At 56.4% G+C, this 25,566-nt stretch carries 24 protein-coding genes; 17 read left to right on the forward strand and 7 right to left on the reverse strand.

The window, feature by feature from the left end:
- Positions 1–103: 103 nt before the first annotated feature.
- Complete coding sequence (locus tag Q4B98_RS01865) at positions 104–862, reverse strand: fructosamine kinase family protein (protein ID WP_303195597.1); 759 nt, start codon at positions 860–862, stop codon at positions 104–106.
- An 83-nt stretch (positions 863–945) separates the two neighbouring features.
- Here Q4B98_RS01865 and rimO point away from each other — a divergent pair, with 83 nt between their 5' ends.
- From rimO to Q4B98_RS01885, 4 genes are all read left to right on the forward strand, one after another.
- Positions 946–2,361, forward strand: coding sequence for a 30S ribosomal protein S12 methylthiotransferase RimO (gene rimO, locus Q4B98_RS01870; RefSeq protein WP_303195024.1), 1,416 nt, complete (start codon positions 946–948; stop codon positions 2,359–2,361).
- Positions 2,362–2,481: 120 nt separating this feature from the next.
- Positions 2,482–3,102 carry a CDP-diacylglycerol--glycerol-3-phosphate 3-phosphatidyltransferase gene (gene pgsA / locus Q4B98_RS01875; RefSeq protein WP_303195598.1) on the forward strand — a complete coding sequence of 207 codons (621 nt, stop codon included), beginning with the start codon at positions 2,482–2,484 and terminating at the stop codon, positions 3,100–3,102.
- Positions 3,099–3,584 carry a CinA family protein gene (locus Q4B98_RS01880; protein ID WP_303195026.1) on the forward strand — a complete coding sequence of 162 codons (486 nt, stop codon included), beginning with the start codon at positions 3,099–3,101 and terminating at the stop codon, positions 3,582–3,584. The genes pgsA and Q4B98_RS01880 overlap by 4 nt, the downstream gene beginning before the upstream one ends.
- 100 nt (positions 3,585–3,684) lie before the next feature.
- Positions 3,685–3,960 (forward strand): helix-turn-helix domain-containing protein, encoded by a 276-nt coding sequence (locus tag Q4B98_RS01885; protein ID WP_303195028.1) that lies wholly within the window; start codon positions 3,685–3,687, stop codon positions 3,958–3,960.
- A 119-nt stretch (positions 3,961–4,079) separates the two neighbouring features.
- Here Q4B98_RS01885 and Q4B98_RS01890 read toward each other — a convergent pair whose 3' ends face one another.
- Positions 4,080–4,838, reverse strand: coding sequence for a DeoR/GlpR family DNA-binding transcription regulator (locus tag Q4B98_RS01890; RefSeq protein ID WP_303195600.1), 759 nt, complete (start codon positions 4,836–4,838; stop codon positions 4,080–4,082).
- Between the two features lie 149 nt (positions 4,839–4,987).
- Here Q4B98_RS01890 and Q4B98_RS01895 point away from each other — a divergent pair, with 149 nt between their 5' ends.
- The 4 genes from Q4B98_RS01895 (at position 4,988) to rny (ending at position 8,804) form a co-directional block, all read left to right on the forward strand.
- Positions 4,988–5,182 (forward strand): DUF3046 domain-containing protein, encoded by a 195-nt coding sequence (locus tag Q4B98_RS01895; RefSeq protein WP_303195030.1) that lies wholly within the window; start codon positions 4,988–4,990, stop codon positions 5,180–5,182.
- 302 nt (positions 5,183–5,484) lie between these two features.
- Entirely contained in the window at positions 5,485–6,531 is a 1,047-nt protein-coding gene (gene recA, locus Q4B98_RS01900; protein ID WP_303195032.1) for a recombinase RecA, read from the forward strand.
- On the forward strand, positions 6,528–7,079 hold the full coding sequence (gene recX, locus Q4B98_RS01905) for a recombination regulator RecX (RefSeq protein ID WP_303195601.1): 552 nt from the start codon (positions 6,528–6,530) through the stop codon (positions 7,077–7,079). Before recA ends, recX begins: the two co-directional genes overlap by 4 nt.
- Before the next feature lie 99 nt (positions 7,080–7,178).
- The gene (rny, locus tag Q4B98_RS01910) at positions 7,179–8,804 is read left to right on the forward strand and encodes a ribonuclease Y (RefSeq protein WP_303195034.1); all 1,626 of its coding nucleotides are present in this window, start codon (positions 7,179–7,181) and stop codon (positions 8,802–8,804) included.
- A gap of 36 nt (positions 8,805–8,840) precedes the next feature.
- Here the strand turns inward: rny and Q4B98_RS01915 are convergent, their stop codons facing one another.
- Complete coding sequence (locus Q4B98_RS01915; RefSeq protein WP_303195036.1) at positions 8,841–9,740, reverse strand: aldose 1-epimerase family protein; 900 nt, start codon at positions 9,738–9,740, stop codon at positions 8,841–8,843.
- 272 nt (positions 9,741–10,012) lie between these two features.
- A complete protein-coding gene (locus tag Q4B98_RS01920; RefSeq protein ID WP_303195038.1) occupies positions 10,013–10,966 on the reverse strand; it encodes a hypothetical protein in 954 nt (317 codons plus the stop codon).
- A 1,381-nt stretch (positions 10,967–12,347) separates the two neighbouring features.
- Here Q4B98_RS01920 and Q4B98_RS01925 point away from each other — a divergent pair.
- From Q4B98_RS01925 to miaB, 3 genes are all read left to right on the forward strand, one after another.
- Entirely contained in the window at positions 12,348–13,454 is a 1,107-nt protein-coding gene (locus Q4B98_RS01925; protein ID WP_303195040.1) for a sensor histidine kinase, read from the forward strand.
- Complete coding sequence (locus tag Q4B98_RS01930; protein ID WP_303195042.1) at positions 13,444–14,115, forward strand: response regulator transcription factor; 672 nt, start codon at positions 13,444–13,446, stop codon at positions 14,113–14,115. Before Q4B98_RS01925 ends, Q4B98_RS01930 begins: the two co-directional genes overlap by 11 nt.
- A 324-nt stretch (positions 14,116–14,439) precedes the next feature.
- The gene (gene miaB / locus Q4B98_RS01935; RefSeq protein ID WP_303195044.1) at positions 14,440–15,924 is read left to right on the forward strand and encodes a tRNA (N6-isopentenyl adenosine(37)-C2)-methylthiotransferase MiaB; all 1,485 of its coding nucleotides are present in this window, start codon (positions 14,440–14,442) and stop codon (positions 15,922–15,924) included.
- Between the two features lie 70 nt (positions 15,925–15,994).
- Here the strand turns inward: miaB and Q4B98_RS01940 are convergent, their stop codons facing one another.
- The gene (locus tag Q4B98_RS01940) at positions 15,995–16,201 is read right to left on the reverse strand and encodes a helix-turn-helix transcriptional regulator (RefSeq protein ID WP_303195046.1); all 207 of its coding nucleotides are present in this window, start codon (positions 16,199–16,201) and stop codon (positions 15,995–15,997) included.
- Positions 16,198–17,574 carry a DUF2326 domain-containing protein gene (locus Q4B98_RS01945; protein ID WP_303195048.1) on the reverse strand — a complete coding sequence of 459 codons (1,377 nt, stop codon included), beginning with the start codon at positions 17,572–17,574 and terminating at the stop codon, positions 16,198–16,200. The genes Q4B98_RS01940 and Q4B98_RS01945 overlap by 4 nt, the downstream gene beginning before the upstream one ends.
- Positions 17,575–17,603: 29 nt before the next feature.
- Between Q4B98_RS01945 and Q4B98_RS01950 the strand changes: the two genes are divergently transcribed.
- Together Q4B98_RS01950 and Q4B98_RS01955 are read left to right on the forward strand one after the other, a co-directional pair.
- A complete protein-coding gene (locus Q4B98_RS01950; RefSeq protein ID WP_303195049.1) occupies positions 17,604–18,995 on the forward strand; it encodes a glycoside hydrolase domain-containing protein in 1,392 nt (463 codons plus the stop codon).
- Between the two features lie 55 nt (positions 18,996–19,050).
- Positions 19,051–19,482 (forward strand): hypothetical protein, encoded by a 432-nt coding sequence (locus Q4B98_RS01955; RefSeq protein WP_303195051.1) that lies wholly within the window; start codon positions 19,051–19,053, stop codon positions 19,480–19,482.
- A 359-nt stretch (positions 19,483–19,841) separates the two neighbouring features.
- Here the strand turns inward: Q4B98_RS01955 and Q4B98_RS01960 are convergent, their stop codons facing one another.
- Positions 19,842–20,042, reverse strand: a complete 201-nt coding sequence (locus Q4B98_RS01960; protein WP_303195052.1) for an antitoxin — start codon at positions 20,040–20,042, stop codon at positions 19,842–19,844.
- 117 nt (positions 20,043–20,159) lie between these two features.
- On the opposite strand from Q4B98_RS01960, the gene miaA reads away from it, so the two are divergent.
- From miaA to Q4B98_RS01980, 4 genes are all read left to right on the forward strand, one after another.
- Complete coding sequence (gene miaA / locus Q4B98_RS01965) at positions 20,160–21,119, forward strand: tRNA (adenosine(37)-N6)-dimethylallyltransferase MiaA (RefSeq protein WP_303195602.1); 960 nt, start codon at positions 20,160–20,162, stop codon at positions 21,117–21,119.
- Positions 21,120–21,123: 4 nt separating this feature from the next.
- Complete coding sequence (gene dapF / locus Q4B98_RS01970) at positions 21,124–21,948, forward strand: diaminopimelate epimerase (RefSeq protein WP_303195053.1); 825 nt, start codon at positions 21,124–21,126, stop codon at positions 21,946–21,948.
- 61 nt (positions 21,949–22,009) lie between these two features.
- Positions 22,010–23,533: a GTPase HflX gene (hflX, locus tag Q4B98_RS01975; protein WP_303195604.1), complete on the forward strand. Its 1,524-nt coding sequence runs from the start codon at positions 22,010–22,012 to the stop codon at positions 23,531–23,533.
- The gene (locus tag Q4B98_RS01980) at positions 23,523–25,565 is read left to right on the forward strand and encodes an ATP-dependent DNA helicase (RefSeq protein WP_303195055.1); all 2,043 of its coding nucleotides are present in this window, start codon (positions 23,523–23,525) and stop codon (positions 25,563–25,565) included. The genes hflX and Q4B98_RS01980 overlap by 11 nt, the downstream gene beginning before the upstream one ends.
- The last annotated feature ends 1 nt before the right edge of the window (position 25,566 follow it).

Raw genomic sequence — 25,566 nt, forward strand, 5'->3', positions numbered from 1 at the left:
TGTCGCGGTTCACGAGGGTGCTGGCGCTGTTTGGGATGACGAGGGGACAGGTAGATGGCGTCGGCTGGGATGGTCCGCCTATCGGTGCGCCCGTGTTGGTGAATCAGAGGTAGCGGCGCGCCACCTGCACGGTCTCGCCGACATACCCGCCGCCGAAGAGGAAGCAGTGAACCATGAGCATGTGGAGCTGGTGCAGCCCGATGCGATCTTGCCAGCCGTCGGCCAGCGGGGACTCTTCGTTGTAAGCGGCACGAATCTCAGAGGTGAAGGGAGCACCGAAGACCGACAAGGAAGCAAGATCTTCCTCGGCGTGACCGCCCTGGGCGGCAGGATCAATGAGGACGACTCCGTTGGAGGTCCAGATGAGGTTCCCGGACCACATATCACCATGGATACGCGAGGCAGGTTCGGTCACCAGAGCTGGCTGGTCGTGGTCAAACACCCCACTGGCCAACCGATCGACAAGCGTGGACATGATGGCACGGGCGTCGGCGTCGAGGCTGTCGAGGTACGGTTCAATGCGGTAGCGGGCATAAAACTCTCCCCACGAGCTGATGTGCTCGGCGGGCAGGGGTAGGGGAGCGCGGCCGATGTAACCGCCATCAGGGCGGAACCCGTTGGGAGGCGCTCCCAGGTGCGAGGCTCCTGCAGCGTGGGTGTGAGCCAGGCGGCGGCCAAAGTCTTCGGCTGCCTGACGGGTGGGGCGAACGGAGGAGAGCTCGGGTTCTGTGAGCCAGTCGTCGCCATGGTCCAAGACCTCGACGATTTGAGCTCCAGCTGGTTGAGCAGCGGCGAGCCACCCCAACCCGGCAACCTCGTAATCGATGGCGTTCATGCGGTGATCGGTCTTACGGAAGGGCATATACCCCACGGTAGACGCGTAGTATTCATCCGAAGCCACCTCTCCTCTCAGAACGGAGTGCCGTGTCCGTCGGTAATCACCTCATGACAGTCCATCTCGTGTCGATGGGTTGTGCCCGCAATGATGTCGACTCCGAAGAGCTTGCAGCACGCATGGAGGCTGGCGGATTTCGTCTCGTTGACGACCCCAGTGAGGCTGAAACCATCGTCGTCAACACCTGTGGATTCATTGAGCAGGCCAAGAAGGATTCCGTCGATACCTTGCTCGCTGCCGCAGACCTTAAAGGTGAGGGACCAACTCAGTCAGTCGTGGCTGTGGGGTGCATGGCTGAACGTTACGGACGTGAACTGGCTGAATCTCTTCCCGAAGCTGACGCCGTACTGGGGTTTGATGACTATGACGACATAGCGGAACGGCTGAGAACCATCCTTGACGGTGGATCGATCGAAGCTCATGTTCCCCGTGATCGTCGCACCCTGCTGCCGATCAGCCCGGTCGATCGTGGGTCAGTCAGCTCTCATGTCTCGGTTCCCGGCCACGGCACCGCGCCTGATGTGTCGGGTCCGGCGTCGGGTCCACGAGCCACCCGACGCCGCCTCGGCTCAGGACCCAGTTCCCCGCTCAAGATGGCCTCAGGTTGTGATCGGCGCTGTGCTTTTTGCGCTATCCCGCGTTTCCGAGGTTCCTACCTGTCCCGACCAGCCGCTGAGATCGTCGAGGAGGCGCGATGGCTGGTCGATCATGACGTTAAAGAGGTCTTTCTCGTGAGCGAGAACTCCTCCTCATACGGTAAAGATTTAGGGGATCTACGCGCGTTGGAGAAATTGCTTGTCGACTTGAACAAGGTCGACGGGCTGGAGTGGATCCGGGTGTCGTATCTGCAGCCTGCCGAGCTTCGACCGGGACTTATTGACACCATGCTGGCCACCGACAAGGTCGTGCCGTACTTCGACCTGTCCTTCCAGCACGCATCGGGGCCGTTACTGCGCAGAATGCGTCGCTTCGGAGACGCCGAGTCTTTCCTCAACATCATCGACTCCATCCGCTCCCGCTGTCCGGAAGCTGGCTTCAGGTCGAACTTCATCACCGGTTTCCCTGGTGAGACCGAGGCCGATGTCGAGATTCTCGCTGATTTCCTACAGCGGGCCCGTCTTGACGTCGCCGGTATCTTTGCCTATTCCGATGAGGAAGGCACCGAAGCAGCCACCCTCGACGGCCACCTCGATGAGGATGTCATTTCTGCACGGCGTGAAAATCTCGCCGATCTTGTTGACGAACTCGTCTCCCAGCGGGCTGAAGATCGGATTGGCACCCGAGGGCGGGTCATGATTGAGGAGACTGGCGAAGCTGTCATTGGACGGGCGGAGCACCAGGGGCCGGAGGTCGATGGGGTGGTGACGCTTCTCGATTGTGCTGATGTCAACGTCGGGGACATCGTTGATGTCGAGTTCGTTGGTTCAGACGGCGTCGATCTTCTCGCACGGTTGGTGCAGGCCTGACCGTCATCGCGCTGGTATCGCTACCACCGCAGTCTTGCGGCGCTGACAATGGCTGATCAATCCGAGGCTATTTCGGGACGGCGAGTCGCATGAGGCGTCATGACGCGACATACTGAGCCTATGGCCACGAAGAAGGACCGTTCCAGCAATATCAACGTTCCGAATGCGCTGACCCTGCTGAGAGTCATTGCGGTTCCCGTCTTCGGATGGATGTTGTTAGCTCATGCTTATGAGGGCGGTTGGCGGACAGCGACGACAATCGTCTTCATGCTGGCGATCTTGACCGATTTCGTTGACGGCAAGATCGCGCGCAAGTACAGCCTCGTCACCAACTTCGGCAAGATCGGTGATTCCATTGCTGACAAGGCCCTTACCGGTATGGCCTTCATCGGATTGTCGATTCTCGGTGAGCTGCCCTGGTGGATGACGATTATCATCCTGCTGCGCGAGTGGGGTATCACCGTCATGCGGATGACGATGCTCAAATATGAGGTGATGGCTGCCAACAAGGGCGGCAAGCTCAAGACAGCCACGCAGTCCCTGGGAATCACGCTGTTTTGCCTCGGTCTGTGGCGCACCCCGATCGTCGTCGACGTCATTGCCTGGGCCGTCATGATTATTGCATTCGTGCTGACTGTGGTGACTGGGCTGGTGTACATTCGCGACGCCATCCAGATTCGTAACCGTGCCAAGAGCGCTGGAACCAAGTCGGCGATGTCGCGGAGGAGGAACCTCAGGTGACTGGAGACGAAGGAGCGCGTCGTCTTATTGCTGAGCTGTCTGAACGCGATCTGACGGCGGCAACCTGCGAATCGCTGACGGCTGGGCTGGTTGCGGCGACCATGACGACTGTTCCGGGGGCCTCGGCGGTCTTTCGCGGCGGTCTGGTGACCTATGCCAGTGACTTGAAGACCAAACTTGCTGGAGTCGACGCTGGCTGGCTCGCTGAGAACGGGGCCATCAATGCGATCACTGCGGCTCAGATGGCGATGGGGTGCCGTAAAGCGTGCCGGGCTGATATTGGTATGTCATGCACCGGGGTTGCTGGGCCCGACCCTCAGGACGGCGAAAAGGTCGGAACGGTGTTCATTGCTGTGGCGTACCAGGACGCTCCCGTTGTCAAACGGCTCGACCTGGAAGGGTCGCGTGAGGAGATACGGCACGCGACGGTCACAGCACTTCTAGATCTTGGACGTGAGGTTTTACGCGGTTCACAGAGCTGACGGCGATCTTTGCAAAAAAGTGTGAGGAATTTCGCCGTGTGGGGAATGATTCATCCGCTGGGGGCGTTGTCATGGGTGAATCACCTAGGAGGAGACGCACATGAAATCAGCTCTGCTGCGTGAAGCACTCGGAGAGTCGTTGCGTGAACAGAGGTTCGCACAGGGTCGCACCCTGCGTGAGGTGTCTTCCGCCGCACGCGTATCCCTCGGATACCTGTCGGAGGTCGAGCGGGGCCAGAAGGAAGCTTCCAGCGAACTCATCTTGGCCATTTGTACCGCCCTGGATCTCCCGCAGTCCGAATTGATGCGCATCGTTAGCGACAAGATGCTCAAGAGTGAAGGCCCCTCGGAGTACCGCATGACTGTTGCGGCATGAAACCCCCTGAGCTTCTGGCGTTCCCGGTCCTGGCGGGCCGGGAACTTCTGCTTTACGGGGCTGGCTGTGATGTCAACGCCTTGATTCGTCGATGTGCTCCGAACCTCGAACGGTGCGGGTCAGTCCGCCGGCGCGTGGACGGTACGAATCGCAATACCGAGGGCGCGCAGTCGGGCAAGCTCGTCAGGATCAGCGGAATCGTCGGTAACGAGAAGGTTGACGTCCTTGGCGTCAGCTAGCTTCGCTTCAGTGATCCGGCCAATCTTGGAACCATCGACAGCTGCGATGATCCGAGCTGCCCTCTTAATCATGGTGTGGTTTGCGGCAGCCTCAATGCTGTCGTGAGTCGTCAATCCACCCTCGGCGCTCATTCCGTCACATCCGACGATGGCGGTGCCGACATTGACCTGTCTGAAGGTGGACTCGGCCAGGGAACCGACCAGCTCCAAGGACGAGGGACGCAGCACCCCGCCCGTGATAAGAACTCGTTGCTGGCCTTGGCTGGCGGCCTCAAGAGCGATGCTGATGGAATTCGTGATGAGGGTCAGGTCGTGACGATGATGCAATGTTCGGACGATCTCGGTGGTCGTTGTGCCGCCTGTGAGTCCAATAGCGTGACGTCCTGCCGGAAGCTCAGAAGCAACGGCGTGTGCGATGGCTTCTTTGGCGCGTCGACGTCGGCCATCTCGTAGATTGACAGGCAACTCGGCACCTGTCCCAGCACGCCGAGCTGTTCCGTGGGAACGAATGAGCAGGCCCTGTTCAGCGAGTGAGGCGACATCGCGTCGGATCGTCGCAGCGCTTGCTCCTAAGGCAGCTGCCATATCCCGCAGGGGAACCTCGTCGCGGTCACGCAACATGGCGAGAATGGCAACCATCCTGTCGTTTCGTCGTGAGGATGATGAGTGGGCATCCGACGGCATCGTCATCGCTTCTCCTTTCGCACGACCCACGGCTCGTGGGGGGAGCCGTGTAGTGAGCGCTCGCACATCTGGGCTGAATCTTATCTGCCCTTAGGCTGGTGTTTATGACAGAGACCCAATTGTGGACGCGACTGGCTGAGGCTCTGGGCGACGACTACTGCCGAATCTGGGCTGCGCAGCAAGCTGTACCGGGTCTGGATTCACGGACGGTACAGGAAGCCTTGGCTGATGGCGTCGACACCAAGACGATTTGGCGGGCTTGCTGGAAGGCACTTGAGCTACCCGATTCGCTGCGCTGACCATGGGGACATGGGATGTGTTATGGGGAGTGGATGTGGAACAAGGCGGAACAAAACTGGAACACGAGGCGCTGCAAAGTCGTCGGTAATATCTGGAAGGGTTGTCCACAAGTGAGCGGGCGATCGTGACCGCACTTATCCACAGGAACGAGATTGCCTGACGGATTGTCCTATCTCGCTCCTACAGTTTGGGTGATGGCGCGGGGAACCTGATGAGTCTCCCTCATCACGACATATGACCAACGCTGCGGCAATGCCGCGCGGTAAATGAGGCGGGTGACCGCCTTCAAGGAAGGAACGACATGGCAGCGACCGCAGACCGCGAAAAGGCTCTTGCCACGGCCTTGCAGCAGATCGAGAAACAGCACGGCAAGGGTTCTATCATGCGTCTTGGTGAGAAGGGGACCGTGAAGGTTGCCGCGATCCCAACCGGGTCGGTGGCTCTTGACGTCGCCCTGGGCGTAGGAGGTCTCCCGCGCGGCAGAATCGTCGAGATCTACGGCCCGGAGTCTTCAGGCAAGACGACGGTAGCCCTGCACGTCATTGCGAACGCTCAGGCCGAAGGGGGTATTTGTGCCTTCATCGACGCCGAACACGCCCTCGACCCGGAGTACGCTCGCAAACTTGGTGTCGACACTGATTCCCTGCTGGTGAGCCAGCCGGACAATGGTGAGCAGGCCCTCGAGATCGCCGACACCCTGGTGCGTTCGGGTGCCCTTGAGCTCATCGTCATTGACTCCGTTGCAGCCCTGACGCCGAAAGCTGAGATCGAAGGAGAGATGGGTGATTCTCACGTCGGACTGCAGGCCCGTCTCATGAGTCAGGCGCTGCGTAAGATGACCGGCGCCCTCAACGCAGCCGGGACGACAGCCATCTTCATTAATCAGCTGCGCGAGAAGATCGGCGTGATGTTTGGCTCCCCGGAAACAACCACCGGCGGTCGCGCGTTGAAGTTCTACTCTTCGGTGCGCCTCGACGTACGTCGTATCGAGACCCTCAAAGACGGTTCGGAGATGGTCGGTAACCGCACCCGCGTCAAAGTCGTCAAGAATAAGGTCGCCCCGCCGTTCAAGCAGGCTGAATTCGACATTCTCTACGGCCAGGGTATTTCTCGCGAGGGAAGTCTCATCGACATGGGCGTGGACTGCGGAATCATCACCAAGTCCGGATCGTGGTTCAGCTACAACAATGAGCAGCTGGGCCAAGGTAAGGAGAACGTCCGCAACTTCCTTAAAGGTAATCCCGACGTCGCGAACGAAATCGAGGACAAGATTCTCACCCACCTGGGTCTGCGTGAGTCGGAGGTTCCCGAGGGGGTTGATCCTGAAACCGGTGAGGTGGAATTCTGAGCCGGCGGCAGCAGCAGGGTGTTCCTGAGGGGCTGACTGACGACCAGTGGTACGAGGAAGCTCGCGAGATCTGCCTCAAGCGGCTAGATCGCCGGGCCAACACCCGAAGCGAACTCGCTACGGCTCTCGACTCCAAAGGCGTTCCCGAGCAGGTGCGTGAGGCAGTCCTGAACCGCCTCACCGAGGTGGGGCTCATCGACGACGCAGACTTCGCGAATCGATGGACCGCATCCCGCCATGGTATGAGGGGACTGTCTCGCAGAGCGGTGGCAGCCGAGCTGTCGCGCAAGGGGATTGACTCCCACATCATCGAGGACGCAACCTCTCAGATCACGGATGCTGACGAGTTGGATGCGGCCACCGAACTGGCGGTCAACAAGTTGCGGGCAGGTCGCGGTGTCGAAGAGGCCCGCCTGACTCGCCGTGTGCTGGGGGCTTTGGCCCGCAAAGGCTATGGGCCACAGGTTGCTTGGGCTGCTATTCGTGCCGCTCGCGAAGAACTTGGCGAGGAACCCCCCGAAGCTCCGACGACTGGTCTTTTCGACTAAGGTCATATCGCTGCCTCTCATCTCGGGTTTGATGTCCTGGCACCGATATCAGGGGCGACGATGCAGGTCCGAGTCAGGATGTGAGGAAGGGCAGAGGTCATGCTCATCGCACTCGTCGTGGTGGCGGTGCTCGCAGTGGCAATCATTATTGGCTGGTTGGCAGACCGTCGAGCCATTGGCAAGAGGGCGGAACGAGCAGAGTCCGAACGCGATGCGAAGGCCCTGGAACTGTCCCGCAGTGAAGAGCGGCTGAAGCGAGCAACTCAGGACCTTGCAGACAGAAGAGCCGAAATCACGTCAGCTCGTGCTGAGCTTGAGTCCAGCCGAATGCGGGCTGCGGATGAGGAACGTCGAGCCAATCATGCCGAGCAGGCTCGCCACACCGCTGAGGCTTTGCTTGAAATTAACCGACGCTCGGCAGAAGAGCTGACAGAGCGAGATCGTCAGCTACGCGAAGCCCGGCGCCACTTGGATGAAGGCTATGACAAGCTCCAGGCAGATCGCTTGGAGCTGGCTGAGCGCAGCTCTCATCTCGATGAGAGGGATGCCGAGCTGGATCGACGTGACCGGCACATCGTCGCGGAGCTGGAACGAGTCGCTGGGATGTCCCTCGACCAGGCCCGCGATGAGCTCGCGGATCACCTTGGTCGAGAGGCCCGTATGTTGGCCGAAAATGATGCTCGCGCAATCATCGCCGAGGCAACAGCGAACGCCGAGGGCAAGGCTCGTTACCTTGTGGCCGACGCCATTCAGAGGTGTTCCTCTGAGATGGTCGCAGATACTGTTGTCAGCGTCGTGCCACTTCCCAGCGATGAGATGAAAGGCCGCATCATTGGGCGAGAAGGTCGCAACATCCGCATGTTCGAACAGGTGACGGGAGTCACCGTCATCATCGATGACACCCCGGGGATAGTACTGCTGAGCTGCTTCGACCCAATGCGGCGCGAGGTGGCTCGCCGGGCACTCAGCGACCTGGTTCAAGACGGTCGTATCCACCCCATCAGCATTGAGAAGGCTTATCAGCGCGCCGTCGGCCATATCGAACAGATGTGCCTGGACGCAGCGTCCGAGGCGGTGTCTGAAGCCGGGATCGACGAGATCAACGAGCGGCTTTTGCCTATCCTCGGGTCCCTGCGTTTCCGGACGTCCTACGGCCAGCAAGTGCTCGATCACTGCGTTGAGTGTGCTCAGCTTGCAGCCACCCTGGCGGCCGAAATTGGGGCCGATGTCGAGATGTGCCGTCGTGCGGCCTTTCTCCATGATCTCGGTAAGTCCCTTACCCCGGGTGTCGAGGGCACCCACGCGGCTATCGGCGCGGAATTGGCGCGACGGTATGGCGAAACCGATGAGGTCGTACATGCCATTGCAGCTCATCATGATGAAGTTGAGCCGGTGGGGGTCACGGATCTCATCGTCAAGGCTGCTGATGCGATCTCTGCTGCCCGTCCAGGAGCTCGTCGAGACTCCTTGGAAGGTCACGTTCGTCGGATGACCACTATCGAGGAGATTGCTACCAGCTTCCCCGGGGTCGAAAGGGCCTTTGCGCTACAGGCCGGACGTGAGGTTCAGGTTCTCGTTGATCCGGGTGCAGTCGACGATCTCCGCGCGTCTCGGCTGGCTCGCCAGATTGCATTGGAGATAGGAGAGCAGGTCACCGTTCCAGGACGCACCAGGGTCACCGTCATTCGATCGTTTCAAGCGGTGGAGACGGTGGGGGAGTCCTGAGCTGAAGCCTTTCGCTCAGGACCCCCAGATAGGTGCTCAGCAAATTCCCCAGGTGAGGACGACTTCGTCCCCGGAGGCCAGGCGAATCACGTCGTTATGCGTGGGACCTTCGTTAAAGGCGTTTGGCCCACAGGTCATTGGCTCCACGGCGAGACTCAGACGATCATCAGGGGTGTAAATCTGAACCCAGCCCATTGTCGAGTCTCCCCACAACTCATGGCTTCTTTGACCGGCGGTGACTTTGACTCGCCATGCCGGCTCTCCAACCGATTTCCCACCATCCAAGGTGTAGGCGGTGTCAAAGGTGCGTCCGTTGACCGGTTGCCCATTCAGCGTATGGACCTCGTCCATGTCGCGCATTTGCACTGGCAGCAGCCGGTCGTCGACCTGAAGCCATGATGCGAATGGGGCCTCAACCTGCCACTCATCGATGGACCCACCTAAGCAGAAATAGGGATGGGCAGCATAGCCGAAGGGCACTTCAGTAGCCCCAACGTTACGAGCCTTCACGGTAACGGTCAGTCCGTGGTCATCCAGACTGTGGGTGAGCCAAACATCGATCGTCCCCGGCCAGCCAGGTTGAGACATGATCCTGACTTCCTGGGTCACCGACGATTCACTGTGCTCAACGAGAGACCACGGCACCCATGCCGCTAGTCCGTGAATGGCATTGTTGCGATCGACCTCGCTAATTGCCAGCTGCTGGTCAACACCATTGAACGAGTAGTGGCCATCACGGATACGGTTCGGCCAAGGGAGGAGCTGCTGACCCTGAGATGCAATGGGGGCCTGGTCAGCGTCAAAGGTCTTGATGACGTCGTCTCCTTGGTAGCGAAGGCGGCGAAGCGTTGCCCCCTGTTCGGTTACAACGGCCTGCCAAGGACCGTGGGAGATCTCGTATTGGGTACCAGTGGGGAGGATGACGTCATCGATCATGCTGGCAAGTCTATCTGGGAGGGTGTAGGCAGTCAGATCGCGGGTGGCAGCGGTGTCGTTCGGAGAGGTAGTGTGCGAGCTTCCATCATCGCAGGCTTCGGTCTTTGTCGTCGCTCTCGTTCTTAGCAGAACAATGAAATCTGGTAGCATGAGGAAACCCGTAACCGCCGCAGCGATCCACCAATAGGCAAAACTCTGAGATATTTTCGTTGTTAGCCATAGTGAAACGAAGGAAACGATAATCAGATCTTTGATGAAACTAAGCCATTTCATTATACAAAGCACCCTACTACCGCATCGCCAACCCGGACCCAACCGGAAGCGTCAGATCTGTACCAGGCCCATCCACTTCCTACGGCACATAATACAATTCCCGCAGGTCCGACCTTTTTTGCGACAACTCTGCCCTTCCCTACAATCCGTTTGGTTCCAGACCAAGTTTTACCGCTGAGCCACTTCGCCTTTGGGCCAAGCCATTTAGCGGCTGATTTCGCCTTGTTTGCGACCCATGATCCTGCGCCTTTAAACCAATTCTTTACATTATCCCACCACGATGGGTCAGCGGTGATGGGGTAAGCATAATGTCCCGACTTATGTTCGATGACTTGGATTAAAGTGTTTCCGTGGGCTTCAAAGTGTGTGGGAACTTCCAGTCCATTTGCATCTCTAGCCCACGGAGCGTCCACCCCGCCAACAAGTTGGGGATTTCCGTTGACATACGAGAATAGAAATGCAATGCCAGTCTCGGAATCGAGAACGATGGACTCTACTCCCGGAAAAGTATAAGAATATCGTTCTGGTGACTGGCGGTCGCCAATGACGCTGTATACTCGCACATTTCCTGCGGCAGTTGCCGTTATGGCGTAGTCAACATTACTTGATTCTGCTGAGTCTACCGTCGCTACCCGCTGGTTATCCGTATCTATCGTTGGCCCGTCTGAATCTTCGATGACTAGAGAGCTCGAGTTGCCTGATACTACTGCCTTGCCGTTACTATCTGAAATGAGAATTTGCTGCCCCTTTGGTGAAGTCGCAATATCGTCATCTAAGGTTGCTAACTTAACGTTCAGCGAGGTGTTAATCCCTTCAGATATAGAAGCTTGCGTGATGGTTTCAGGTATTTCTGTTTCGGGAGGGCTCGCAGAATAATCAGCGTGGGCTACCCCGGACAGTGTTAATAACAACACTGTTGAAACGGTGACTGATACTATGTGTCTCATTCTCATTTTGAGTCCTTGGTATAACACTGTTTTTTATGAATGGTGGTGTAGCTGCAGGTAGCGTTCATGGAACGCGGCTTTTCATAATTAGGGGAGTAGTTGCCTACTCGTGTGGCGAGGCAAGACGTAGAAGTTGTTATCATGTGGTGTCATCAGTTTAGCTTTAGTCCTGTTTGTGGCACTGCCATCTCACGACCTATGTAGCCAGGATCAGCCTTAGAATGGTGGAGTATTAGCAGCCTGCCTAAACTCTCATTCTTTGAAGAGTCGATAAAGATAAGATAATTATGGTTTCTATATAATTCGGTTACTGTATGGCCCCTTTCTCGTGGTACTTGCGTTGCGTCCACCTGTTCCACATAAATAATAATCCCCCTCCGATATAGGGTAACGCCGATAAGCGCAACACACAGGATGATGCGAATCAAAGTGTATTCGGTATCTTTAATATCGCCCCATGATCCCTATATAATCAATGGAGAAATGATGACCGTCTATATGAATGCGAAACTCCATATATAATTCTCGATGCAATGTTTCATTGAATTACATGTTTGTCTTCAAATCTATTTCAAGGCGTCTGACAGCCCAATAAACCTATATTAACCGGATGAACGTAGAGCTGTGGAGACACTTTTGGACAGGGGTAAACGCTTTTAATAACTTGCTTACTGACGGATAACAAAGGTGTCGCAAGTAATCGTCGTGTTGCTATTCGCGTCATTTATTACGAATCGGTTGAACATGATGTTTTCTCCTTCTTTGCCCGGGTGCGCCTAATCGGACTCTCTCAAGTTAGCCGCCGTGCTATGCAGGTCGATACCGACGAATGTCGGTGAGTTGTACCGACATTCGTCGGGTACGCGGCGCTCTTGAGAAGGCGGGGCGGCGGGCGATGTCGCTACGGGGAGTGTCAGGCCACGGTGGGCGGCTGCTGCCGACGTTTGTCGACGAAGCGCTACACTATCTGGCAGTTGGATTCATCCCGTCGAGCGAGTACCTCAATCAATGGCTAGAAAGGTGCCCACATGACCCGGTACTGAAAACAACCATGGGCCACATCAGTAGTGAACGGCGTGGTGTACGCATCGACCTTAAAACAGATTATATCCCAGCGGGAAGAGGCATGAGCGTAACGAATAGTATCGCAGCAGTACATGACCCTTGGATGTGTCATGTCCGCCAGTATGTCGCCAATGTCACAAGACACGCCTTTCGAAGGGATAGCGATAGCCCAGGTAAGGTCTATCGTGATGGAGTGTCCTGCGCAATGGCTGAAGCCGAGAATCTGTAGAGTTTATCCCAGGTTTCCTGGATGTAATAAACATGGATTTTGCTCGATTTACGGATAGAGTCGCCAATGGTTCATTTTCTGTTCCCTTGCTATATGCGTTCTAGAGTGGCGCAGCCTCTGGTGGTTGTCATATTTTCTGTATTTTGTCTTGTTTCTGGTACAGTCGAGGTTGCGGTTGGCTTGGAAAAGCCTTCGCTGGTGGGCATCATATTCCCGCTTGCCCTTATAGCTGCTTTTGTAGCTAGTGCTTGGCTTGAAGTATTCGAGTTTGTTTTTATCGCATCATACATTATCTTTAATCTATTGGGCTTGATTCAGTGCTATGAGTTGGTAGGCTTCGGTATAAGCTTTTTGATGGTTTTCTGGCTGATGCGTTCATGGATAGTCCCCGTCGCAGTGGTTTTCTTGGTGGATAGCGTACTGTCAGTAGCATTGAGCGATATTCCAGATGTACAAGTCGTTAGTTCCGCATTGGATATTTTTTTGGTGTTTACGATAGGTTTGGCGTTTCGTTGGCAAAATAGACGGCTAATGTTAGCAGAGCAGGAAAAAGAACGCGCATCGTTAAGTCTCGTTAAAAACCGCAGGGAATTGGCTCGACAGCTGCATGATACGACAGCGAAGGATCTCGCGCAATTGGCTGTACTCGCGCAAGATTTAGCTACCCGTCACCCGGAGCTTTCGGACGACCTTGCGCCGCTTGTGAAATCTGCTATCCAAGCCTCACGTCGTATTCGTCCGATGATTCTGTCTATCGACACCTCAGCTACCCAACCGTCATTATCCCAAGTTATACAGCAGGTGAAACAGATGCTGAACACTCGCAGTATCACACTTGATGTTGTTGCTCCTGAAGGTGTTGATAATGGTCTGACTCGCCAGCAGCAACTGACGGGTGCGTTAGCTATTCGTGAGTGCGCTTCGAATGTTTTTAAGTATGCCCCTGTAGAATCGGAAGCGAATCTAGTGGTCGATGTGCAGGCGGGGTCTGGGATACTGACAATTTCACTGAGCAACGAAATCTCTGGCGCGCCTCCAGTCTTAGAAATGAGCGGCGGATATGGGCTATCGAACCTTGGAGACAGGATTCGGAGCGAAGGTGGCACGATGGAGGTAAGTAATGTTGGAGGTCAGTGGTTAATCTACATTACTATCCCCGTCGACAATCGCGAGACAACGGAGTTTGGTAATGAGCGATGAAGAAGACATTTGTATCCTGATCGCTGACGATGACCGGATCATTTGTGATGGGCTCGCCAGTCTGCTGAACGCCCAAGACGGCTTTCGAGTGGTTGGAACAGCTATAAATGGGGCGGAGGCGTTGGATCAACTCGCGGCGCACCGAGTGGACGTGGCTCTGCTTGATGTGGATATGCCGTTAATGAGCGGGATTGAAGTTGCTCGCAAGATTAGCAGTGAGAATCCGGGAGTTACGATTATTATGCTTACCGCATTCGAGCACGAGGAGTCGCTCGGGCAAGCTATCGGAGCGGGTGTGCGCGGATTTCTCACAAAGGACACTCCCGCTTCTGAGCTGGCTCAGCTGATCCGTAAAGCCTATGCGGGTGAACAGGTCATGGCGACTCGCCCTATTGAGATTCTCACCGAATCATACGTGCGGAACCGATATAACCGAGAACAATACGCCGAGTTTATTGCCGCTGTACATACTTTGCCAGAATACTTGCGTCCGACCTTCCGGTTACTTCTTAAAGCTCTTGCAAACAAAAGTATTTCTCGCAAAACCGGACTCACCGAGGCAACAGTCAGATCGTATGTGTCGGATATTCTTGCCCACTGTGGGTGTGCCACGAGGGGTGAACTCGCCATCACTGCCATAAAAGCAGGGATCGTAGAATAAATAGGCTCTTGTCAGGTGCAGGTGTAAATGGGCACTACGACTGGCGCTACGTGGGTAGGGGCTCTTCGCAGTGGTGCCATGTTTGCACGGCGCAGGTGTACAAACATGGCGCAAGTGCACGGAACCGGCGCAGCTGTGCGAACGTTGCGCAACTGCATGACAGGGAGGCCCCAACCGCCACGCCGTCACCCCGACATCCTTGATGACGAAGAGCCTGGATAGTTTGGCTCTACCTCATGAACTGCGACAGCTAGCCCATATGGCAGGGGGTACACAAGGTGGTAGGAGAAACAGAGTGGTCCGATGACGTAGAGTGTTCGAGCCATGCCCGATAACACCTTGCCGCACGCCGAGGCTCCGACCTACCGGGTCGTGACTTACGGGTGCCAGATGAATGTCCACGACTCCGAGCGCATCGCCGGTCTTCTCGAGGAGGCCGGTTACGTTCCCGACCCCAGAACCGATACGTTGGCTCCGGCTGACGTCGTTGTCTTCAATACCTGCGCGGTCCGAGAGAATGCCGATAATCGTCTCTACGGCACCCTTGGCCACATGGCTTCGGTGAAGGCTGCTCATCCTGGAATGCAGCTTGCTGTTGGCGGCTGCATGGCCCAGAAGGACAAAGACACCGTTGTCGCTAGGGCACCATGGGTCGACGTCGTGTTCGGTACGAACAATGTCGGTTCTCTGCCGACTCTTTTGAAGAGGGCTCGTCACAATGCCACGGCCCAGGTGGAGATCGAGGAGTCTTTGGTTACCTTCCCCTCCAACCTGCCAACTCGACGCGATTCGGCCTATTCGGCGTGGGTGTCCATCTCAGTGGGGTGCAACAACACCTGCACCTTCTGCATCGTTCCGCAGCTGCGCGGCAAAGAGACTGACCGGCGACCAGGTGAAATCCTTTCGGAGATCAGAGCTCTTGTCGGTGAAGGGGTCCAGGAGATTACCCTGCTCGGTCAGAACGTGAACTCTTATGGGGTTCAGTTCGGGGATCGTGGCGCTTTTGCCAAACTGTTGCGTGCCTGCGGAGAGATCGACGGTTTGGAGAGGGTACGATTCACGTCACCACATCCGGCTGCTTTTACTGATGACGTCATCGAAGCAATGGCGGAGACGCCCAATGTCATGCCCAGCCTGCATATGCCTTTGCAGTCTGGATCTGACGATGTGCTGCGTCGAATGCGACGGTCCTACCGTTCTAAGAAGTTCCTTGGCATTCTCGATCGGGTACGTGAGGCCATTCCGGACGCCGCCATCACGACTGACATCATTGTGGGATTCCCGGGGGAGACCGACGAGGATTTCGACGAGACCATGCGCGTCGTCAAAGAGTCGAGATTCTCTGCGGCCTTCACTTTCCAGTACTCCATCCGCCCCAATACCCCAGCTGGAGTCATGGCGGACCAAGTTCCTAAACCGATTGTCCAGGAGCGTTACGAACGCCTCGTCGCTCTTGTCGACGACATTGCATGGCAGGAGAACAAGGCTCAGGTGGGCCGCACCGTTGAAGTGATGTTCGCCGAGGGGGAGGGGCGTAAAGATGGGGTTACTCATCGCGTCACTGGAAGGGCTCGGGACAACCGCTTGGTTCATGTCAGTGTGGCCCCAGGCGATGAGGTCCCGCGTCCAGGGGACATCGGCGAGGTCGTCATCACGTCTGGCCATCCCCACCATCTGGTTGCCGACGGTGGTTTGGTAAATATGCGTCGTACCCGTGGTGGAGATGCATGGCAGATTCGCCAGGAATCGTCCTCTCAGCCCGATGTCACCATGCTTGGTATTCCGTCTATTGGTGCGCCACGGTCCTGAACAGAGGACGGCATAGGCAGCGAGTCTGACCTCCAAGCCAGGTTGTACAAGCGGTCATGCGCAACGACACTTAGTTTTCTTGATGCGTTTCGAACAGGTCCTCGACCTTGCAGTCGAGTGCTGTCGCGATCTTCATGAGCACGTCCATGTGTACGGGTTCGTTCTTGCCAAGCTTAGCTAGGGAGTTACTACTGATGCTCGCCTTGTCTCGCAGCTGGACCTTGTTCATGTTCTTGTCGATGAGGAGTTTCCAGAGCTTGTTGTATTGGATCTTCATGGACGTTCCTTCCGGCTCCACTTCTCTCCAAAGAGCGCCTTCTCGTTGTTGTCCAATTTGAGGACGGTGGTTTCTTGTAGGATTGTTTGGGCCTCGCGAGTGCATTCACTTGTCTTATCGACGGCGATGAAGATTTGCTTCTCCGCTTGATTCGCGTAGACGCGGATGAGGTTGCTAAGGTCCGGTCTCGGCATGGAGTCGAACATGATCGAGTCGTGTGCCAGCGCAGGGAGCACGGTGTTCTGCAGCACGGCCAGGTCGTACATGATCATGCTGCGATGATTTGTGCCGGTACCTTTGTCCTTCGGGGTTTCGAAGTAATAGGAATTGAAGGCCTTGATGGTCAGTCGTGGCGCGTTGTACTCCCCGCCGGTGACCTCGTCGTTGATGGCGTCCATCTGCGTGTTGATGGCGATTTCGATTTGTGCCAGCACGCTTTCGAGTTGGTTTTGGTAGCGCGTATTGGCTTCTCGTTTCGCGGTCTGGAGCTTGTTGTTTTGGTCGAACGCTTCGTTCTGCTCTTTGAGCTTGGTGATCCGTCGATCCAAGTTGGTGTAGGCGTCGAGGAATTCTGGCGTGAACGCTTTGGATGTGGGGATCGCATCCATCTGGGAAAGGATGCGGTCGTGGTGTTCTTGAAGCTCGGTTACCTCGCGTTGGACGCGCTCGCGGGCTTGGGTGAGTTCTTCAGCAAGGATCGTCTGGATCTTGGTGTGGAACTTCTCGACCTCGACAAGCTTGGCCAGGTTCGCTTCAGGGAAGAATTCTTGCAGGCTCTTGAGGTCGGCCTCGGTGGGGTATGCGCCGTGGCGTAGGTTCAAATCGAGCAGATGTAGCTCGTCGCGTCTGTCTTTGATGAGGCGTCGAACGTCGCCGAGTTGGCGGTTGAGTTCGTTGCGGGCGTTGGCGTGTTCGACGTCGTTCGGATCGACTGTCGCTTCATCAGATTCGGCCAGTTGAGCACGTTCCTGCTCCAGGGAGGCGATCTCGACGACGTTCTGCTTGTACTTGGTCAGCCCGTCAACTGCCGAGGGGATGAACTCGTAGCGTCTGGCAGCTCTGAACGCTGCAATCATGTCCTCAGCGCTTTGGAGCTGGTGCTTGAAGTCCTCGATGGAGCTGTAGTACTGGAACAAAGCGATCAGGGTCGCGATGGCATCCTTCTGGGATTCCTCGCCGCCACGGGTCTGGAGTGGTTTGAGTTCGTTGTGGTTGTTCTTGCCGTAGATCCGGAAGAACCTACTGATCATTTGCCGGAACGACGCACCTGGCAACTGCATGACGTACTGTCCGGCCAACCAGTCGGTGAACTCCTTGAGATCAAGGGTTTTCAGCCGCGATACAAGAGTTTCAAAAAGATTTAGCTCTTCCACGGTCAGGGGTGATCGACCCTACAACGTGGATGAGTCTTTTTACATCCAAAGGTGATCCAGATAGAACAGCTCGGGCTTGTGACTGTGCGACAGTGTTGAATCAACAGCAAGCGCATGATCTTCGCGCAGCTGGATACACACATGTGGGACGGTATCTTACTGGCACCGTCGGCGCAAATCATGTGTCGAAAGCCATGACCTTGCAAGAAGTTAGATATATGGAGAATGCTGGTTTATCGGTGTTCCCAATCTATCAGGATGGGGGATACTATTCAGATTATTTCGCTTCGCCGCGACAAGGAATTGTGGATGCGCTCACCGCTATCAATGCAGCTGATCTCCTGGGGTTCCCCAGTGGGACGACTATCTACTTTGCTGTTGATTTCGATGCTTATGGATTTCAAATCGATGACCTCGTAGTGCCCTATTTTCAACAGATTTCTGGGGTCTTTCATAGCCAAAAAAATGAATCAAAGTTTAAAGTAGGAGTCTATGGTCCACGGTTGGTGTGTAAAGAGGTGAGTAGTAGGGGATACGCATCGACTTCTTTTGTTGCCGATATGTCGACTGGATTTTCCGGTAATCTTGGGTATCCTATTCCGAAGAACTGGGCATTTGATCAGTTTCATGAGTTCACCTTTGACTCTTCACCGTCATTTCCTCTAGACAAGGACGCATACTCTGGTCTCGATAAGGCGGCGAGTCACTTTGATAATGTGCGAGAGTATACTCCTGACGATCTAGAACGTCTTAATCTTAAGACTCGAGTAGAAGCTGCGAAGCAGGCGTTCATTCGTTATGTTCTCGAACCTCTTGGTTTCTATGGGAATTTTGTAAACTATGAGTTGGAGCACGATCGATCTGTACGGGTTAATCATGTTTCAAGTGGAGCTTTTGATGTGGATGTTGACATTACCGTGTCTGAAACGGTGGGTATGACATCTGGATGGTTCGGCACTATAAATATTGCCGTGGATAATAGTGGCGATCTGACTGTGGAAACGAAAAATCAAATTAGTGGTAGTAGCGCCACTTTCGATTTTGAACATCTAGGTAGCAGCCTTGATTTTGAACAGCGGTTAATGTTAATTGCGGCATCTGTTAAATCTGGGACGATTTCCTACCGGATCGCAAGTACTGAATCAGGTCAGCTGATTCTTGACATTAAGGCTGAGTCCGACAATCTCGCGCCAGGAAGTAGCGGTTTGGAAACGAGGCTGAGTGTTACGGTTTCCTACATTTTGACACCGCGAGGCACGGGTGTCTCTTTTCAGATGCCGGAAATGAGCCCTGAAACAGTGCTAGTTGGGGTTGGCGTTGTCGCAGTCATCGCACTATTTGTTGTAACTCCAGTTGATGAAATCGGGGTGGCAGGTGCCGCTGCCCTGAAGGGGCTACGCATCCTTGGAGTGCTAGGATGAGTAGCATCGTAGACGTAGGAACACGCGTCTAAGACAGTAACGTGAGGAGGTCATCATGGTGAAGGCAAAATGTGGCCAGGTGGTACTGGTCGCGGCCCTCGTTGGTGGCCTCCTCACCTCGTGTTCTACATCATCAACAGATCCGCATCAGATATCATGGGACGAGCCGGCTCGAGGCACCTTGATAATGATAGAGGATTCAATGTATGACTCAATTAAAATTCGCCAAGATGACGATGACAATGACGTTTATATTTATACTGTAACTAAGGATACTGTTAAATCGGATGAGCCGCACGCATATAGGGTTGCCGCTAGCCGCCGGATTCAATTAGAGGATATTAAGATCACATGGTATTCCGATGAATACGGTAAAAAACCAAAAAAGGATAAATTCAATCTAAACACGCTTTCTGCTCGCATTGTCATCAAGGTTGATGGGGTCGTTATATTCGACCATCTCGAGTCCTTTATTGAAAATGCTTAATTAAACAGGCTCATCACAAACGAGGGTGTGGATGGTGTGGCGGTGCTGAGGCGGTGGCCTGGAACACCGTCAACGGCCATCGGCTGCCACCTACTGATCAACGATCCATCCCGCCTCGATGGCGTTGCTGCGATCGGGGCTGGGCGAAGACGTGTGGTCCAACACCGCCTGACCAGACCAGCCACCCGCGTCGTTACTGCCCACAGGTGTAAGCAACGTCATGCGCAGCTACACCTAGAAAGCTTTAGAGATGTAACGAGGGGCGACGCTCGGTGGAGCATCACCCCTCGTGTCGCAGCTCATCCGCTCCCATCCGAAGCGGGTCCCATAGGGACAGGCCACGTCATGTCGTGGACGACTCACAGGTCGCCAAGCTTGTCTTTGAGGGCATCCTGGCCCTTGTCAACCTGATCGGAGAACTTGCCGTTCGTCTTGTCGTTGACAGCTTCGCCAGCTTTGTCGATACCCTGCTCGACCTTGTCGCTGTGCTGGCTGGCCTTGTCCTTGATGTCGTCCTGATGATCGCTGACGGCTTCTTTGGCCTTGTCAAAGAGTCCCATGTGATCTCCTTTCGGGAGGTTTCCCCCTCTCGGGGATGACCACTCCAGGCTACCTACGAGATGGTCCACTCCCGTGAGGGTTTTCGCTCTCCGCGTTGATCTCAGGATGTCGGAATGGTGCGCAATGATAAGGATGTGAATCTGCCGGTCATGTGTTTTCTTGGGCCCACAGCCAGCGGCAAATCAGGGCTGGCGGTACGGGTCTGTTTACGTCTGGCGCGTGATGGTCACCCTGCCGAGATCATCAATACCGATTCAATGGTGGTGTATCGGGGGATGGACATCGGTACCGCCACCCCCACGGTTTCCGAGCAACGCGCTGTGAAGCACCACCTGGTGTCGATTCTCGACGTCACCGAACCATCCTCGATCGTTCTCATACAGACACTGGCCCGGGCAGCCACGGAAGATTGCCTGTCTCGAGGTGTTATCCCCGTGTTGGTTGGCGGTTCAGCCCTCTATACCAAGGCGATCATCGACGAAATGACCGTTCCTCCCACTGATCCGAAAGTCCGGGCGAAGTGGCAGGAGAGATTGAATACTGAAGGTCCTGAGGCCTTGCATGAAGAACTTGCACGACGAGATCCGAAGGCGGCTACATCAATCTTGCCTCGAAACGGTAGGAGGATTGTCCGGGCTCTTGAAGTCGTCGAGCTGACCGGATCATTTACTGCGACCATTCCCGACGGGACTTTCCACTGGCCTAACACGGTGCAAATCGGTCTGGAGCTTCCTCGCGAGGACATGGATCGACGTATCGCTGATCGGGTTGACCAGATGTGGCAGGAAGGGCTGGTCGACGAGGTTCGAGCCTTAGCCGATGACGGGTTGAGAGACGGTCTCACGGCCAGCCGAGCTCTCGGGTACCGGCAAGTGCTGGAGTTTCTCGACGGCGAATACGACGAGGACGAGGCCCGTCGTCGCACCGTCTCCGGTACTCGTCGTTTCGCCCGAAAACAGCTCATGTGGTACCGCCGAGACGATCGTATTGAATGGTTCAATGCACTCGATTCTGATCTTGATGACAAGGTTGTGGCACGGGTGTTGACCGCCCTTTCCGCCGACAAGGAGGATTGACGACATGACGACGACGTTCTGGAAGGGACACGGGACCGGCAATGACTTCGTGATTGTCGATCGCCCGGCCCCCCTGACCAGTGAGCAGGTGCGATGGCTGTGCCATCGTCGATTCGGTATTGGCGCTGACGGTACCTTGCAGGCTTTGCGGGCTGGTGAAGTCGCGGACTGGGATGGTGATCCCGATCTGTGGTTTATGGATTACCGGAACGCCGATGGCACCATCGCCGAGATGTGTGGCAACGGACTGCGGGTTTTTGCGCGCTATCTGGCGCAAACCGGGCGGATCACGGGTGACGAAGCCGATGTCGCGACGCGCGCTGGGGTACGGCACATCACCCTGCATGACAATGGCGATGTCTCGGTGACGATGGGGACGGTTCGTGTTGAGAACGACGAGGTGACCATCGAGCATCAAGAGAGGTGGTGGCCGGCGTGCAAGATCGACGTTGGTAATCCTCATGCCGTTGTGGTGACCGATCACACCACCATCACCTCGCTCAATCTCGACGAATCGCCGACGTGGCGTCCCCGGTCGGTTTTCCCGCACGGGGCCAATGTGGAATTTGTTGAGCAGCTGGATGGTCATTCTGTCTCGATGAGGGTTCACGAGCGTGGCTCGGGGGAAACGATGTCGTGCGGAACTGGAACCGTGGCAGTGGCAGCGACGATGGCAACCCGTACTGGTCACCGTGGTCCCTGGACGGTCCATGTACCTGGCGGTCACGTCATTGTCACCCTCAGCCCTGCAGATAACGGATATGCCGCAGTGCTGAGGGGACCTGCGGTCATTCTTGCAACCGGGAAGGTCAGCCTTCCCGAGAAGTGAGCAACAGCGAAGTCGGGCTGTTCACCTGTCGGCCTGTGCTCGTACACTTGGCGCGATGACGATGACTTGGAATCACCAGGCATCGGGGCGCAAAGTAGTGGGCCAACAGGACGGGGACCGGGTGAGCGACACCGCAAGAGACACCGCGCGACTCGACGACGAGCGCGAGAATGCACTCGACTTCGCGGAGGATGTCGCTGACGATCAGAATGAATATGACGGTGACCAGTTTGACCTGGATGCACGGTTATCCCTGACTCGTGTACCGGGTATGTCGACCGACCTGTCCGACATCTCGGAGGTCGAGTACCGTCAGTTGCGCCTCGAGCGAGTGGTGCTCTGTTCGGTATGGACTCAAGGGTCGGCTGCCGATGCCGAGAATGCCATGGCAGAGCTCAAGGCCTTGGCTGAAACAGCGGGTTCACAAGTCCTCGAGGCCCTAATGCAACGACGAACGACTCCCGATCCGGCGACGTATATCGGTTCTGGCAAGGTGGCTGAGCTGGCCGAGGTGGTTCGAGCTACAGGTGCCGACACGGTTATCTGTGATGGTGAACTCGACGCTGCCCAGCTTCGCAATCTAGAGGATCGCGTCAAGGTCAAGGTGGTCGACCGGACAGCATTAATCCTCGACATCTTTGCCCAGCACGCTCACAGCGTGGAGGGTCGTACTCAGGTCGAATTGGCTCAACTCACTTACCTCAAGCAGCGACTGCGTGGTTGGGGCGGAAACCTCTCTCGCCAGACTGGTGGCCGAGCGGCTGGTGGTGCCGGTATCGGTGGTCGTGGCCCTGGCGAGACTCGCATTGAGACTGACAGACGGCGTATTGGCCATCGCATTGCCGTGCTGCGTCGTCGTCTCAAGCACATCGAATCCACCCGTGCCTCCAAACGAGCAGATCGCGTTCGCAGCAAGGTGCCTTCTGTTGCCATCGTCGGATACACCAATGCAGGTAAGTCCTCGCTGCTCAACCGGCTGACTCGTGCCGGAGTGCTCGTGGAGAATGCCCTCTTTGCCACCCTCGATCCGACCACCCGTCGTACTGCCACCTCAGATGGTCGCGTCTACACCCTCACCGACACCGTCGGCTTCGTGAGACATCTTCCGCACGATTTAGTCGAGGCTTTTTCCTCCACCCTCGAGGAAACAGCCATGGCCGACGTGCTGGTGCACGTTGTCGACACATCTGACCCTGACCCAGTCGGGCAGGTCGATGCTGTACGTGGCGTTCTGGCGGGAATCGGCGCGAGCAAGATTCCGGAAATCCTGGTGCTCAACAAGATTGATCGTCTCGACGACGACACCATTGTGACGTTGCGATCGACCTTCCCTGGCGCTTATTTCATCTCCGCGCATACCGGTGAGGGGATTGACGAGCTTGTCACGGCGATCGAGGCCGAGCTGCCAGTACCCTCCCAGAAGGTCGACGTCATCGTGCCTTACGCGCGCGGAGACCTGATAGACAAGATTCACCACAACGGGACGATCGAACTCATCGATCACACCGCCGATGGCACCCATGTCATCGCTCATCTCCACCCGGCTTTGGCAGCCGAGGTCGAGGAGGCGTGCCATGGCTCGTGAGGCGGCTGAAGTCACCAAGATGTGCCGCGACCTTCTCACCATGACCGTTTCGCAGATGGGAGGCCAGGAGAGGGCCGGTCAGGTGCGGATGGTCGAGGCTGTCGACCAGGCGATACGTGAGGAGCTACACCTTCTGGTTCAGGCCGGGACCGGTACCGGCAAATCTCTGGGATACCTGGCACCAGCCCTGGTTCACTGCATTGAGGATGGGGCTCGGGTGATCGTCACCACTGCCACCCTTGCCTTGCAGGCCCAGCTTGCTCACAAGGACATTCCGGCAATCCTGGCCGCATCGGACAAAATCTTGTCTCGTCGGCCAAAAGTGGCGGTTCTTAAGGGGCGCAACAACCACATCTGTTTGCACAAGGTGCGTGGTGGTTCCACAGCACTCAAAGGGCAGGACGCCCTGGTCCCGGGGGCTGATCTGGCCGCTGAGGATGAGGAAGCCCGACGCGCTACCCCTGCTTCTGCCTTAGGAGCCGAGGTCGTCATGTTGCGCGAATGGGCTGAGGAGCAGGTCGAGGCGTCCGAACTCGGTGATCGTGATGATGCGCCTGCGCACACCCCCTTGGCTTGGGCCCAAGTGAGTGTGCCAGCCAACGAGTGTTTGGGGGCTCAGCGTTGCCCTTTCGGCAGTGAGTGTCTGTCCGAAGCGGCTCGCGAGAAGGCTCGAAACGCTGACCTCATTGTCACCAATCACGCCATGCTCGCAATCGACGCGCTGAATGGAAACAATGTGCTGCCAGAGCACGACGCCGTGATTATTGACGAGGCTCACGAGTTGGTGGATCGGTTCACCCGGGCTGCGTCCAAAGATCTGTCCTCTTCACTCGTGACGATGACGGCGAAACGGGCGACGACATGGCTGGACGATGACGTCAGTGCGGACTTGCTTCATGAGGCCGACGTGTTGGCCAATGCTCTGGAGGCGACCGCGCCGGGGCAGGTGACCAGCCCCGATACCCAGGTCATACAGGCCTGCACGCTGGTGCGGAATTTGGCCAGGGAAGCGGTAAGCCAACTGGGGCGACGAGACGAGGAGTCCCGAGAATCAGTCGACGCCGAGAGAGTACAAGCTCAGGCCGCCATGCGTGAGGTTTTTGAGACTGCTGATCGCATGGTGTCGATGGCGGCTGCTGACGTGGTGTGGGTCTCGGAATCAGAGAAGGGGTATCGCAGCATTCACGTGGCGCCATTGAGCGTGTCAGGCCCGCTGCGCGAGAACGTCTTTGCGGCGGCGACCACCATCTTGACTTCGGCCACCTTGTGTATTGGCGGTAATTTCCTGACCACCGCGCGCAACGTCGGGTTGCCGCCACACGAGCAGATCAAAGGGGATACCCCGGAGGTTCTCGACACTCAGATGGGGTGGCGAGGAGTTGACGTCGGTTCACCGTTCGACTATTCGAAGCAGGGGATTCTATATGTCGCCAGATCCCTCCCGCGCCCAGGACGAGACGGCATTTCGGCACAAGCCCTGGACGATCTCGTTGAGCTGGTCCGGGCCGCTGGCGGACGTAGCCTCGGACTGTTTTCCTCTCAACGTAATGCAATGGCCGCAGCTGAACATATGCGCACGGTCATGCCGGGCATTCCGGTGCTGTGCCAGGGGGAGGGGCATTTGGCTGATCTCACCCGCCGATTCACAGGTGACCCGTCGACGTGTCTGTTTGGGACCTTGTCACTGTGGCAGGGGGTGGACGTTCCTGGCGATACCTGCCGGTTGGTCATCATTGACCGGATCCCCTTTCCACGCCCAGATGATCCACTTATGGCGGCACGGAGTGAAGCAGTTCAGGATGCGGGCGGTAATGGCTTCATGACGGTGTCGGCTGGGCACGCGGCGCTCTTGTTGGCCCAAGGGGCGGGTCGGCTCATTCGACGTTCTGACGACCGAGGTGTGGTCGCCGTGTTGGACCCTCGGTTGGTGACAGCGCGATATGGAGGTTTTCTAAGGGCGTCAATGCCGTCATTTTGGATAACGACAGATCGCAATATGGCCATCGGGGCGTTGCGTAGGTTGGGGGAGTGAA

The organism is Cutibacterium sp., from assembly GCF_030525615.1.
GTDB lineage: Bacteria > Actinomycetota > Actinomycetes > Propionibacteriales > Propionibacteriaceae > Cutibacterium.